Source organism: Burkholderia metallica (assembly GCF_001718555.1).
GTDB classification, from domain to species: Bacteria; Pseudomonadota; Gammaproteobacteria; order Burkholderiales; family Burkholderiaceae; genus Burkholderia; species Burkholderia metallica.
In genome coordinates this window covers 677,451-691,330 of the sequence record NZ_CP013402.1, presented here as the reverse complement: position 1 = coordinate 691,330, position 13,880 = coordinate 677,451, and the positions used below count along the sequence as shown (strand labels likewise).

The window sequence follows — 13,880 nt, the reverse complement described above, 5'->3', positions numbered from 1 at the left end:
CGGGCATGGACCATACCGATCCCGCCGATCGACCCGACGCCGCGCACGGCCAGCAGCATCCGGTCGGCATCTACCTGAAGATCTGGGGCCTGCTGTTCGTGCTGAGCACGCTGTCGTACCTGGTCGACTACTTCCACGTGCAGGGCCTGCTGCGCTGGGTGCTGATCGTCGTGCTGATGATCGCGAAGGCCGGGCTGATCGTGTCGATTTTCATGCACATGATGTGGGAGCGGCTGGCGCTGGTGTACGCGATCCTGATCCCGCCGCTGTGCCTGCTGGTGCTGATGGTGCTGATGGCCGCCGAAGCGCATCACACGTTCGGCATGCGGGTGCTGTTCTTCCACTGATTCCGTCGACAACCGTGCATCCCGTCAATCGCCGTGCGCCGGTCGACCGGCGCCGCGCATCGCGACGGGTGCGATGCGTGGGCGCCATACGGGGCGATCGCCGGACGCCGTCATGTCGTCGCGGAATCTCGCTTTCCCGACATGCGTTCACGCACACCTGAAAGGAGGCTCCCATGACATTCTCACGCCGACGTTTCATCGCAGCCACCACCGTTTTCGCGTCCGCGCTGGCCGTCGGACGTCGCGCGGCGGCGGATGCCGGGGTGGTGCAGGAATCCGATGCAAACGCGCTGGCGCTCGGTTACAAGACGGATGCCGGCCGGGTCGATCGCGCGAAATTTCCGAAGTTTCAGGCGGGCCAGGCCTGTGCGAATTGCCAGTTCTTCCAGGGCAAGACCGGCGCCGCGATCGCGCCGTGCGCCATTTTCGGCGGCAAGCAGGTGGCCGCCAAAGGCTGGTGCAGCGCCTATTCGAAGAAGGCGTAGCACGCAGGTGCGGCGTGGCGGCGCTGCCGGCGCGCGTGACGCGCAAGCGATTGACGGGGCCGGACCAGCCACCGGCGCGTGGACGCAAGGCCGGGCCCGCCGACGCGAAGCCGGCGTAATCTGGCGGCTTTCCCGCACACGCGCCGCGCATGGAAAACTGTATGAATATACAGTATAGTATCCGTCGAACTCGAGCGGCGCGGGCATGACCCGTGCGGCACGGTCGCCGCGCATTGCGCGTATCCGCCACAGCGTTCCGGCACCGTGAATTCCGGCTAACTCATTCAGACGGGCAGGCAAATTGTCATCCAGCAATCTGATCCGCATTCGCGGAGCACGTCAGCACAACCTCAAGAACCTCGATCTCGACCTGCGCACCGGCGAGATGACGGTCGTCACCGGCCCGTCGGGCTCCGGCAAGTCGAGCCTCGTGTTCGACACGCTGTATGCGGAAGGCCAGCGGCGCTACGTCGAAACCTTCAGCGCGTATGCGCGGCAGTTCCTCGACCGGATGGACCGCCCGCAGGTCGAGCGCGTCGACGGCGTGCCGCCCGCGATCGCGATCGACCAGACCAACCCGGTCCGCAGTTCGCGCTCGACGGTCGGCACGATGACCGAGCTGAACGATCACCTGAAGCTGCTGTACGCGCGCGCGGCCGAGCTGTTCGACCGCCAGACCGCGCGGCAGGTGCGGCACGACACGCCGGAAACCATCTACGCGGAGCTCGTCGCGCGCACGCAGGCGGATGATCCGCGCGTCGTCGTCACGTTCCCGGTCGAGCTGCCGGAAGCGGTGTCCGACGAGGAAATCGCGCAGTGGCTGTCGGCGAGCGGCTATACGCGCGTACAGGCGCAGCGCGAAGTGGCGTCGCCCACGGGCGCGCGCAAGGTGCTCGACGTGGTGGCCGACCGCTTCCGCGTGCAAGGCGCCGACAAGGCGCGCGTGGTCGAGGCGATCGAGGCGTCGCTGAAGCGCGGCGGCGGGCGTGTGAACGTCTACGTGCTCGCGGCGGAGGCGGAAAACGTAGTCGCCGAGCCGCAGGTGTGGCGTTTTTCCACCGGCCTTCACGATCCCGACAGCGACCTGCGCTACGCGGAGCCGCAGGCGGCGCTGTTCTCGTTCAACTCGGCGTACGGCGCGTGCGAGACCTGCCGCGGCTTCGGCCGCGTGATCGGCGTCGATCTCGGCCTCGTGATTCCCGACGCGCGCAAGACGTTGCGCGGCGGGGCGATCAAGCCGATGCAGACGCCCGCGTGGAAGGAGTGCCAGGACGACCTGATGCGCTACGCGGCGAAAGCCGGCATCCCGCGCGACACGCCGTGGGCCGACCTGTCGGACGCCGAGCGCGACTGGGTCGTCAACGGTTCGCCCGACTGGAACGGCAAGTGGCAGAGCCAGTGGTACGGCGTGAAACGCTTCTTCGGCTATCTCGAATCGAAGGCGTACAAGATGCACATCCGTGTGCTGCTGTCGAAATACCGCAGCTACACGCCGTGCGACGTGTGCGGCGGCGCGCGCCTGAAGACGGAATCGCTGCAATGGCGGCTCGGCTCGAAGGAGAACGCCGACCGCGTGCTCGCGCCGGCCGATCGCTTCATGCCGCGCGGCGTCGACTGGAGCCGCGCGCAGCTCGAAGCGCTGCCGGGCCTGACCGTGCACGACCTGATGCTGCTGCCGATCGAGCGCATCCGCCGCTTCTTCGACGACATCACGCTGCCGAGCGCGCTGCTCGACGATGCGCTGAAGCTGCTGCTCGCCGAGGTGCGCACGCGCCTGAAATACTTGTGCGACGTGGGGCTCGGCTACCTGACGCTCGACCGGCAGAGCCGCACGCTGTCGGGCGGCGAAGTGCAGCGGATCAACCTGACGACGGCGCTCGGCACGTCGCTCACGAAAACCCTGTTCGTGCTCGACGAGCCGAGCATCGGGCTGCATCCGCGCGACCTCACGCGGATCGTCGAGGCGATGCAGCGGCTGCGCGACGCGGGCAACACGCTGGTGGTCGTCGAACACGATCCGTCGGTGATGCTCGCGGCCGACCGGCTGATCGACATGGGGCCCGGCCCCGGCGAGCGCGGCGGCACGATCGTCTACGACGGCACGCCGGCCGACATCCGTTCCGCGCCCACGCTGACGGGCGAATATCTCGGCGGGCGCAAGCAGGTCGCGCATGCGTCGAACTGGGCGCGCCGCGTGGTCGACGCGAACACGCCGCGCATCGTGCTCGAAGGCGCGAGCGAACACAACCTGCGCGACGTGACGGTCGAGATTCCGCTGCAACGGCTCGTCTGCGTGACGGGCGTGTCGGGCTCCGGCAAGTCCACGCTGCTGCAGGACGTGCTGTATCCGGCGATGGCGCGGCACCACGGCAAGGCGACCGAGTCGCCGGGCGCTTACCGCAGCCTCACGGGCGCCGACCAGGTGGGCGACGTCGTGTTCGTCGACCAGTCGCCGATCGGCAAGACCACGCGCTCGAACCCGGCCAGCTACGTCGGCGCGTTCGACGAAATCCGCAAGCTGTTCGCGAAGGCGCCGCTCGCGCTGCAGCGCGGCTACGGCGCGGGCACGTTCAGCTTCAACTCGGGCGACGGCCGGTGTCCGACCTGCGGCGGCTCGGGCTTCGAGCACATCGAGATGCAGTTCCTGAGCGACGTCTACCTGCGCTGCCCGGACTGCGACGGCAGCCGCTACCGCGCCGAGATTCTCGAAGTGCGCATCGAGCGCGACGGCCGCGCGCTGAACATCGCCGACGTGCTCGACCTCACGGTCAGTGAGGCGGCCGCGTTCTTCGCGGCCGACGCCGAGGTGCTGCGCGTGTTGCAGCCGATCGTCGACGTCGGCCTCGAATACGTGAAGCTCGGCCAGCCGGTGCCGACGCTGTCGGGCGGCGAGGCGCAGCGGCTGAAACTGGCCGGTTTCCTCGCCGAATCGGCGGCGGCGGCCAACGGGCGCCGGGTCGCGACGGAAGAGGCGCGCATCGCGCGCGCGAAGCTGTTCATGTTCGACGAGCCGACCACCGGGCTGCACTTCGACGACATCGCGAAGCTGATGCAGGCGTTCGGCAAGCTGCTCGCGGCCGGCCATTCGCTGATCGTGATCGAGCACAACCTCGACGTGATCCGCGCGGCCGACTGGCTGATCGACCTCGGCCCGGAAGGCGGCGACGGCGGCGGGCGCGTGCTGTGCGCGGGCACGCCCGACGACGTGAAGGGCTGCGCCGAATCGCACACGGGCGTGGCGCTGCTGCAGTACGACCGCGACATGGACACCGAAGCGGCGCTCGCCGACGAAGGCAAGCCGCTGCAGGCCGTGCTGAATGCGGCGCGCGAGCGGCGTGCGATCGAAGGCGAGGACGTCGTGCGGATCGTCAACGCGCGCGAGCACAACCTGAAATCCCTCGACGTCGACATCCCACACGGCAAGTTCAACGTGATCACCGGCGTGTCGGGTTCCGGCAAGTCGACGCTCGCGTTCGACATCCTGTTCCACGAAGGCCAGCGCCGCTACCTCGAATCGCTGAACGCGTATGCGCGCTCGATCGTGCAGCCGGCCGGCCGCCCGGAAGTCGACGCGGTGTACGGCATCCCGCCGACGGTGGCGATCGAGCAGCGGCTGTCGCGCGGCGGGCGCAAGAGCACCGTCGCGACCACGTCCGAGGTCTGGCACTTCCTGCGGCTGCTGTACGTGAAGCTCGGCTTGCAGCATTGCATCCACGACGGCACGCCGGTCACGTCGCAATCGGTCGAATCGATCGCCGCGCAGTTGCTGCGCGATCATCGCGGCGAGCACGTCGGGCTGCTCGCGCCGCTCGTCGTGAACCGCAAGGGCGTGTATACCGATCTCGCGAAATGGGCGAAGGCGCGCGGCAGCACGCATCTGCGCGTGGACGGCGAGTTCGTGCCGGTCGATCCGTGGCCGAAGCTCGACCGCTTCCGCGAGCACACGATCGAGTTGCCGGTGGCCGATATCGTCGTGTCGCCGGACAACGAGGCCGAGCTGCGGCGCATGCTCGACGACACGCTCGAGCTCGGCAAGGGCGTGATGCATCTGCTCGCGCCGCTCGACGGGCTGCACGATGCGATGCGCAACGATCATTCGACCGCGCGCGTCGGCACCGTCAAGGTGCTGTCGGTCAAGCGTGCGTGCCCGGTGTGCGGCACGAGCTATCCGGAGCTGGACCCGCGAATGTTCTCGTACAACAGCAAGCACGGCTGGTGCACGACCTGCGTCGGCACCGGCGTCACGCTCACGCGCGAGCAGCGCGCCGCGTACGACGACACCGTGCTCGCCGGAGACGATCGCGGCCGTGAGCAGACGCTGCCGTCGGACGAGCAGGAACCGGAAGGCGTCGGCAACGAGCCGTGCCCGGACTGCCACGGCACGCGGCTGAACCCGTCCGCGCGCGCAGTTACGTTCGATGCGCATCCGATCGTCGAAGTCGCGCAATGGACGGTGTCCGACACGCGCCGCTGGATCGACGGGCTGGCACTCACCGGGCGCGACGCGCAGATCGCGCGCGACATCGTCAGCGAGATCGGCAGCCGTCTCGCATTTCTCGAGGAAGTCGGGCTCGGCTACCTGAGCCTCGATCGCGCGGCGCCGAGCCTGTCGGGCGGCGAAGCGCAGCGCATCCGGCTCGCCGCGCAGCTCGGCAGCAACCTGCAGGGCGTGTGCTACGTGCTCGACGAGCCGACGATCGGCCTGCATCCGCGCGACAACCAGATCCTGCTCGACGCGCTGCGCAAGCTCGGCGACAAGGGCAATACGCTCGTCGTCGTCGAGCATGACGAGGACACGATCCGCCGCGCCGATCACATCATCGACGTCGGCCCGGGTGCCGGCAAGCGCGGCGGCACGCTGGTCGCGCAGGGCGCGGTGGCCGATCTGGCCGCGCAGTCCGATTCGGTCACCGGGCGGCTGCTCGCGCAGCCGATGACGCACCCGCTGCAGCCGCGCCGCGGCGTGAGCCTGCCGGGCAGGAAGGGCGAGCCGGCGGTGCCGGACGCGTGGCTGACCGTGCATGGCGCGAAGCTGCACAACCTGCGCGACGTCACCGTCGGCATCCCGCTCGCGCGGCTCGTCGCGGTGACGGGCGTGAGCGGCTCGGGCAAGTCGACGCTCGCGCGCGACGTGCTGATGACGAACCTGCTCGATGCGGTCGGCCGCTCGGTACTGTCGTCGCCGGCCACGCGGCGCGCGCGTAAGGCCGCGCAGCAGGATGCGCCGGCCGCCAATCGCCGTTCGAGCGTGCTCGCGCGCAGCGCGCCGCGGCCGTCGCTGAACGTCACGCATGCGTGGCAGGGCTGTGCGTCGCTGAGCGGCTGGGAGCAGATCGACCGCGTGCTGGAAGTCGACCAGACGCCGATCGGCAAGACGCCGCGTTCGTGCCCGGCCACCTATATCGGTGTGTGGGACACGATCCGCAAGCTGTTCGCCGATACGCTGGAAGCGCGGGCGCGCGGCTACACGGCGTCGCGCTTCTCGTTCAATACCGGCGACGGGCGCTGCCCCGCGTGCGAAGGGCAAGGCGTGCGCACGATCGGCATGAGCTTCCTGCCCGACGTGAAGGTGCCGTGCGACGTGTGCCACGGGCAGCGCTTCAACCCCGAAACGCTCGCCGTCACGTGGCGCGGCCGGAACATCGGCGACGTGCTGACGATGGAAATCGACGAAGCGGTGGAATTCTTCGCGCCGATGTCGAACATCGCGCATCCGCTGCAGCTGATGAAGGACGTCGGGCTCGGCTACCTGACGCTCGGCCAGCCGTCGCCCACGCTGTCGGGCGGCGAGGCGCAGCGCATCAAGCTCGTCACCGAGCTGACGAAGGTGCGCGACGACATCACGCGGCGCGGCCAGAAGGCGCCGCACACGCTGTACGTGCTCGACGAACCGACGGTCGGCCTGCACATGGCGGACGTCGCGAAGCTGATTCGCGTGCTGCACCGGCTCGTCGATGCGGGGCACAGCGTCGTCGTGATCGAGCATGACCTCGACGTGATCGCGGAAGCCGACTGGATCATCGATCTCGGGCCGGAAGGCGGCGTGGGCGGCGGCACGATCGTCGCGGCGGCGCCGCCGGAAGCGCTGGCGAAGGTGAGCGCGAGCCATACCGGGCAGGCGCTCAGGCCTGTGCTGGCGCGCACGCGTGCGGACGACGGGGAAGTCGAGCGCGAGGGCGAAGCGCGGGTGGGTTGAGCGCGACGCGTCGTATCGACGGCCTCTTCTTGAGCGATGCGCTCCGAGCCGACTTGCGAGCGGCCAGGGGCGCATCGCGATGCGGCTCATGCACCCCTCGCTTCGAGGGGCGTTTTTTTGAGGGCGGTCGTCTGGGCGATATGCCGCGGCCGTGATCGCGGGGCGCGCAAGCGTCTTCCGGCTCGAAGCGATCTAAAGACGATGGGCGACGTCCGGATGCCGGCTGCCGCCTCTGTCTTTCCGCTATCCGACTCCCTGTCGGAACGGTCAGCCTGCGGTCGCGTGTTCGATGCGAACCGTACGACGGTTGCGACGCACGCCGTCGAAGTCGCGAATCGTGGTGCCGCGTGGTGCCCGATTATTGTCGCGTGGCGGCGACGATCGCCTCGGCCGCGCGGATCACCGGCAGATCGACCATGCGGCCGTCCAGTCGGAATGCAGCACCGCCGTGCTTCGCGGCTTCGTCGATCACACGGTGCGCCCACGCCTGCTCGTATTCCGAATAGCCCATCGCATCGTTCACGCCCGCGACCTGGGCCGGGTGGATGCACAGCTTGCCGCCGAAGCCGAATGCGCGTGCACGGCTCGCATCCGCTGCGACGCGTTCGGCGTCGTCGGTGCGCGTGGTCACGCCGTCGATCGGCGCGGGCAGCAGCGCGCGGCGCGACGCGGCCACGAGTGCATAGCGGGCAAAGGCCAGCTCCGGCTCGTCGGGCGTCGCGCGCATGCCGAGGTCGAGCTGGAAATCCAGGTGACCGAACGCGATGCGCACGACTTGCGGGTCGCGTGCCAGCGCATCGGCCGCGTCGAGCCCGGCCAGCGATTCGATCAACGCGACGAGTTGCGCGTGCTCGCCGAGTCGCTCGGCGACGCCGCGCAGCGCGTCGGCGTCTTCGGACTTCGGCAGCATCACGGCCACACCGTGTGCGGTCCAGTCGCGCAGCAGCGCGATGTCCGCGTCGTGCCACGGCGTGCCGACCGCGTTCATGCGCACGACGGTGCGCGATCGCTGTTCAACGGTCAGCAGCGGCAGGTGCTGCGCGAGTTGTGCGCGTGCGTCGTCCTTGCTGTCGGGGCCGACGGCATCCTCGAGGTCGACGACGATGCAGTCGGCACCCGAATCGAGCGCTTTCACAAAGCGCTCGGGGCGAGTGGCCGGCACGAACAGGAAACTGCGCGCGTGATGGACGGGGGGGCGGGGCAGAGGCATGGTTCAGATCACGCCGGCGGCGCGCAGTCGTTCGATATCGGCGTCGGTGCGCCCGAGTTCGTGCAGGATGGCCGCACTGTGCTCGCCCAGCGCGGGCACCGGATCCATGCGCACGTCGAAGCTGTCGACGGTGGCGGGCGGCAGCAGCGCCTGCAGGCCGCCGGCCGGCGAGTCGATCGTGCGAAAGCGCTGGCGCGCGTGCAGTTGCGGATGCGACCAGAGCTCGCCGACCGGGTTGACGGCGGCGTTCGCGATCTGCGCTTCGTCGAGGCGCGCGATCACGTCCTGCGCGGTGAGCGCGGCAAACGCCTGTTCGATCACGGCCTTCAATTCCGCGCGGTGCTCCGACCGGTGTACGTTGGCGTCGAAGCGCGGGTCGGTCGCGAGCGCCGGGTCGCGCAGCACGACGTCGCAGAACGCTTTCCATTCGCGCTCATTCTGCAGCCCGAGCATCACGACCCGGCCGTCGCCGGCCTTGAACGGGCCGTACGGGTAGATGGTCGCGTGCGCGGCGCCGTTGCGGCCCGGCGGCTGCTGGCCGTCGTACGCGTAGTACATCGGGAAGCCCATCCACTCGGCGAGCGCTTCGAGCATCGAAATCTCCACGTGCGAGCCTTCGCCGGTAACGCCGCGCTGCAGCAGCGCGCTGAGGATGCCCGTGTACGCATACATGCCCGCCGCGATGTCGGCGATCGAGATGCCGGCCTTGCAGGGCTCGTCGGCGGTGCCCGTGATCGACAGGAACGCCGCCTCGCTCTGGATCAGCAGGTCGTACGCTTTCTTGTCGCGGTAGGGGCCGTCGGCGCCGTAGCCCGAGATGTCGCAGACGATGAGCCGCGGGTGCTTCGCGTGCAACGCGTCGAACGACAGCCCCATGCGCGCGGCCGCGCCGGGCGCGAGATTCTGCACGAGCACGTCGGCCCGGGCGATGAGTTCGCCGAGCACGTCCTGCGCGGCCGGTTGCTTCAGGTCCAGCGTGACGCTTTCCTTCGACCGGTTGGTCCACACGAAATGCGATGCGAGGCCGCGGGTGCGGTGATCGTACGCACGGGCGAAATCGCCGACGCCGGGGCGTTCCACCTTGATGACGCGGGCGCCGAGGTCCGCGAGCTGGCGCGTGCAGAACGGTGCGGCGATCGCGTGTTCGAGCGCGACGACGGTCGTCCCGCTCAGGGGTCCTTTTCGAGCTTGCATGGTCGTTGTGCTATTCCAGTTCGGCGCTGGCCTGCATGGCCAGCTGTCGTTGCGGGCCGCACGCCCACAGGCGGGCGGCATGACCTTCGAGCGTGCCGTTCACCGTGAACGGCGCCGTGTCGAACAACGGGCTGACGGCCTTGAAAGCGAAGCGGCGAACGGTCCTGTCGGGATGCGTGCGGCGCAGCGCTTCCAGCAGCAGCATCGCGATCAACGGGCCGTGCACCACGAGGCCCGGATAGCCTTCTTCCCGCATCGCGTAAGGCCGGTCGTAGTGAATCCGGTGGCCGTTGAAGGTGAGCGCGGAAAAGCGCATCAGCAGCACCGGATCGGGCGTGACGACGCGCGAATACTGTTCGTCGGTCGGTGCGGGCAGTGGAGCCGGCGCCGGTGTGCCGGCCGACGCGGACGGCGGTGCGTCGCGATACACGATGTCCTGTTCCTCGCGGATCGCGACGCCTTGTGCGTCGCTGATTTCGTGCAGCACGGTCACGAAAACGAGCTGACCGCTGCGGCCGGATTTACTTTGCACGGCGAGGATCGTGGACCAGCGCTGCACGGGCGCGTCGATGGCCAGCGGGCGCAGGAACTGCAGCCGGCCGCCGGCCCACATGCGGCGCGGCAGCGTGACCGGCGGCAGGAAGCCGCCGCGCCGCGGGTGACCGTCGATGCCGATGTCCGACTGTCGTTCGCCCGGCAGGAAGTACAGCCAGTGCCACAGTGGCGGCAGCGTCGCGGGTAGTTCGGATGGGTTCGCATCGTCCAGTGTCGCCTGCAGCAGACGGATGGGAGCGCGGGTAATCCGGTCCACGCTGTCTTCGCTGCGACCGACCCACGCGTCGAAGGATTCGGGAGGCTCGAGATTCATGTCGTTTCGTGCTCGATGATGGAAGCGTCGCAGAAGCTGCCGCCCCTCGTCAGGGTACGTGGTCGACCCGGACACAACCGCATCGTGAATCAGTAGGACCGGGGCAGCTGCAGCACGTGCTCGGCCACATGCCCTAGGATCATGTTGGTGGAGATCGGCGCGACCTGGTACAGACGCGTTTCGCGGAACTTGCGCTCGACGTCGTATTCGCACGCAAAGCCGAAGCCGCCGTGCGTCTGCAGGCATGCATTGGCCGCTTCCCAGCTCGCCTTCGCGGCCAGGTACTTCGCCATGTTGGCCTCGACCCCCGCGTTCTGGCGCGCGTCGATCTTCTCGCACGCACGCCAGCGCATCAGGTTCGCGGCCTCCAGCTCGATGAACGATTCGGCCAGCGGAAACTGGATGCCCTGGTTCTGGCCGATCGGGCGGCCGAACACCTTGCGCTCGACCGCGTAGTCGCGCGCCTTCTCCAGGAACCAGTAGCCGTCGCCGATGCACTCGGCCGCGATCAGCGTGCGCTCGGCGTTCAGGCCGTCGAAGATGACCTTCAACCCCTTGCCTTCGGTGCCGAGCAGCGCGTCTTCCGGCAGTTCGAGATTGTCGAAGAACAGCTCGTTGGTCTCGTGGTTGACCATGTTGAGGATCGGGCGCACGGTGAGGCCGTTGCCGATCGCCTTGTCCAGCTCGACGATGAAGCACGACAGCCCGTCGCTCTTCTTCTGCACCTGGTCGAGCGGCGTGGTGCGCGCGAGCAGGATCAGCAGGTCGCTGTGCTGTACGCGCGAGATCCACACCTTCTGGCCGTTGATGACCCAGCGGCCGTCCTTCTTCACGGCCGTGGTCTTGAGCTTGGTGGTGTCGCTGCCGGTGGTGGGCTCGGTCACGCCCATCGACTGCACGCGCAGCTCGCCCGCCGCGATGCGCGGCAGGTAGCGCTGCTTCTGCGCGTCGGTGCCGCTGAACACGATCGTGTTCATCACGTACATCTGGCCGTGGCACGCGCCCGAATTGCCGCCGGAGCGGTTGATCTCTTCCATGATGACCGACGCCTCGGCCATCGACAGGCCCGGGCCGCCGTATTCCTGCGGAATCAGCGCGGCCAGCCAGCCGGCTTGCGTGAGGGCCGTGACGAACGCTTCGGGGTAGCCGCGCGCCTCGTCGATCTTGCGGTGGTAGTCGGCCGGGAACTGGCTGCACAGGCCGCGTACCGCGTCGCGGATTTCCTGGTACTGGTCGGGGGCGGAAAAAACGGAGGCGCTCATGAATCGTGTCTCGTCATCGGCATGGGTTGAGTCCATAATAAGTTTTGATGGATTTCTTAAACAATAGAATTTTCTGATGACCGAATCAGTTTTCGGCATCGAGGTGTCCGCGATGGATCTCAAGCAACTGCGTGCGTTCGTCACCGTGGCCGAAACGGGCAACGTTACCCGTGCGTCGGCCCTGTTGAATCTCGTGCAGCCGGCCGTGTCGCGCCAGCTGCGCCTGCTCGAAGAGGACATGGGGACGGAACTGTTCGACCGCAGCCGTCACGGGATGCAGCTCACGCCGTCGGGCAAGACGATGCTCGAATACGCGCGTCGCATCCTGAACGAAGTGGCGCGGGCCAAGGCCGAGATCCAGCCTACCGACGGGCCGGTGGCCGGCATCGTCAGCATCGGGCTGCTGGCCAGTACGTCGGACCTGCTCGCCACGCGGCTGGCGGGCGAGGTCGCGCGGCGCTATCCGCGCATCCGGCTGCGGCTCACGATCGGCTACGCGGGGCACCTGCAGGACTGGCTCGAAGCGGGGGACGTCGATGCGGCGCTGCTGTACGGGCAGAAGGAAACGCCCGCGCTGCACGTCAAGGCGCTGATCGAGGAAAGCCTGTGGGCCGTCGCGGCGCCGTCGGCGGGGCTGTCGCGCAAGCGGCCGTTGCCGCTCGAACGGGTCGCGCGCGAGCCGTTCATCCTGCCTTCCGCGCCGCAGGGCCTGCGCGCCGCGATCGAGCATGCGGCGGCCGAGGCGGGCGTGACGCTGCAGGTCTTCGCCGAAACCAATGCGCTGAGCGTGCAGAAGGAACTGGTGGCGCAAGGCCACGGCTGGACGATCCTGCCTGCCGTCGGCGTCACGCAGGAAGTCGAGCGCGGCACTCTGAGCGCGGCGCCGCTCGCGTCGCCGGGCGTCAGGCGCACGATCGTGCTCGCGGCGCCTAGCAGCCGGCAGGCCACGGCGCCGGTGCGCTGCGTGGTCGGCGTGCTGCTCGACTGCGTGAAGGCTACGTTCGACCAGGGCGACTGGCCCGATGCGCGGTGGCTGGGCTAGGGGCTGTTCACGCTGATGGCGGGCCCGCCCCGCAGATGAATTTTTCCGTTCAAGGGGAACGTGCGCGAATGGCGTGGACAGGCGCGGCGGCGTTGGCGGGGCGCGTCGTCCCCAGGACGGCAGGGGCACATCCCGGCGAGCGGGCCCGATCGGCGCAGGCCGTTGCCGGTTGCGATCACGCGCGCGGCGCGACGGATGCGCCGGTGATGCCGTGCCGACGCAGCGCATCCGCGACGAAACCCGACGCCTTCATGTCCTCGACGAACGCATTCAGCGCCGCCGCGGCCGCTTCGCCGCGGCTCTTCGGCACGCCCATGGCCTGCCGGATCACCATGAAGCGCTCGTCGAGCAGGCGCAGGCCGGGCGTTGTCGCCGCGTCGGCTTCGAGCTGCTGCTTCACGCCCGCCGCGACTTCCAGTTCCTGTTCGACGAAGGTCCGCACGACGTCCTGCGACGTCGGCGCCCGCACGATCTGCGCGGCCTTCAGTTCGCGCGTGAGGAACAGGTCGTAGGCGCTGCCCTTGCCGACCGTCACGCGGTGGTCCGGCCGGTCGACGTCCGCGTTCGTGCGGATCGGCGACGCGTCGCGCACGAGATAGAACCCTTCGATCAGCACGTACGGCGCGGTGAACGCGACCGTCTCGCCGCGCAGCGGATCGACCGCGAAGAAGCCGAAATCGGCACGCTCGTCGGTCAGCGCCTGCACCGATTGGCCGGCGGTGTCGAACACCACGAGCTCCAGCTCGGCCGACAGGCGTTCGGCGAATGCCCGCGCGAGGTCGATCGATACGCCGAACGGTTCGCCGGTGGCCGGGTCGCGGTTCGCGAGGACCTTGTTGCCGAGATTGATCGATGCGCGCAGCTTGCCGGTGGGCGTGAACGCGGAGAGGACGGAAGGGGCGAGTGACATGGGCGGCTCGTTTCGGTCGTAGGGTCGGGGGGGCGCGGCGCGGCGATGCGCGGCGGTGCGTCGGCATCGAGCTTATCACCTGGCTTTCGTCATGGAGCGGTGTCGAGTGGCGCAAGCCCGGCGTCGTCGCCAACCCGGCAACGCGACGGGTACGACTTCCCGTCGCCATGTCGCCCGAACCACGTGCCATGAAGTGATAGTGATGGACGGGCGAAGCGGCCGAGCCGCCGCGACGGACGCTTCGGCGCACGAAAAGATGCGGGAGCGGCCTGCGTCGCACCAGCCGGCGGCGGCTTCCGGCTGGCAGCGCGGCGTCCCGTCGACGGTCTGCGCTCAGGCGCTGCGGGCCTTGATCCGCCCGGCACC

Annotated in this window: 9 protein-coding genes; 4 read left to right on the top strand and 5 right to left on the bottom strand. The window is 68.8% G+C overall.

Annotated elements, in window-relative coordinates:
- Positions 1-5 precede the first annotated feature (5 nt).
- From WJ16_RS18950 to uvrA, 3 genes are all read left to right on the top strand, one after another.
- Complete coding sequence (locus WJ16_RS18950) at positions 6-347, top strand: cytochrome C oxidase subunit IV family protein (RefSeq protein ID WP_069258585.1); 342 nt, start codon at positions 6-8, stop codon at positions 345-347.
- A 173-nt stretch (positions 348-520) separates the two neighbouring features.
- A complete protein-coding gene (locus tag WJ16_RS18945; RefSeq protein WP_069258584.1) occupies positions 521-832 on the top strand; it encodes a high-potential iron-sulfur protein in 312 nt (103 codons plus the stop codon).
- Positions 833-1,133: 301 nt separating this feature from the next.
- On the top strand, positions 1,134-7,028 hold the full coding sequence (gene uvrA, locus WJ16_RS18940; RefSeq protein ID WP_069258583.1) for an excinuclease ABC subunit UvrA: 5,895 nt from the start codon (positions 1,134-1,136) through the stop codon (positions 7,026-7,028).
- A 358-nt stretch (positions 7,029-7,386) separates the two neighbouring features.
- Here uvrA and WJ16_RS18935 read toward each other — a convergent pair whose 3' ends face one another.
- From WJ16_RS18935 to WJ16_RS18920, 4 genes are all read right to left on the bottom strand, one after another.
- The gene (locus WJ16_RS18935; RefSeq protein WP_069258582.1) at positions 7,387-8,238 is read right to left on the bottom strand and encodes an HpcH/HpaI aldolase/citrate lyase family protein; all 852 of its coding nucleotides are present in this window, start codon (positions 8,236-8,238) and stop codon (positions 7,387-7,389) included.
- A gap of 3 nt (positions 8,239-8,241) precedes the next feature.
- A complete protein-coding gene (locus WJ16_RS18930) occupies positions 8,242-9,432 on the bottom strand; it encodes a CaiB/BaiF CoA transferase family protein (protein WP_069258581.1) in 1,191 nt (396 codons plus the stop codon).
- Positions 9,433-9,442: 10 nt separating this feature from the next.
- Positions 9,443-10,300, bottom strand: coding sequence for an HTD2 family dehydratase (locus WJ16_RS18925; protein WP_069258580.1), 858 nt, complete (start codon positions 10,298-10,300; stop codon positions 9,443-9,445).
- An 89-nt stretch (positions 10,301-10,389) separates the two neighbouring features.
- The gene (locus tag WJ16_RS18920) at positions 10,390-11,562 is read right to left on the bottom strand and encodes an acyl-CoA dehydrogenase family protein (RefSeq protein ID WP_069258579.1); all 1,173 of its coding nucleotides are present in this window, start codon (positions 11,560-11,562) and stop codon (positions 10,390-10,392) included.
- 112 nt (positions 11,563-11,674) lie between these two features.
- Between WJ16_RS18920 and WJ16_RS18915 the strand changes: the two genes are divergently transcribed.
- Positions 11,675-12,604, top strand: a complete 930-nt coding sequence (locus WJ16_RS18915; RefSeq protein ID WP_069258808.1) for a LysR family transcriptional regulator — start codon at positions 11,675-11,677, stop codon at positions 12,602-12,604.
- Positions 12,605-12,779: 175 nt separating this feature from the next.
- Here WJ16_RS18915 and WJ16_RS18910 read toward each other — a convergent pair whose 3' ends face one another.
- A complete protein-coding gene (locus WJ16_RS18910; protein ID WP_069258578.1) occupies positions 12,780-13,514 on the bottom strand; it encodes an ABC transporter substrate-binding protein in 735 nt (244 codons plus the stop codon).
- Positions 13,515-13,880: the final 366 nt, after the last annotated feature.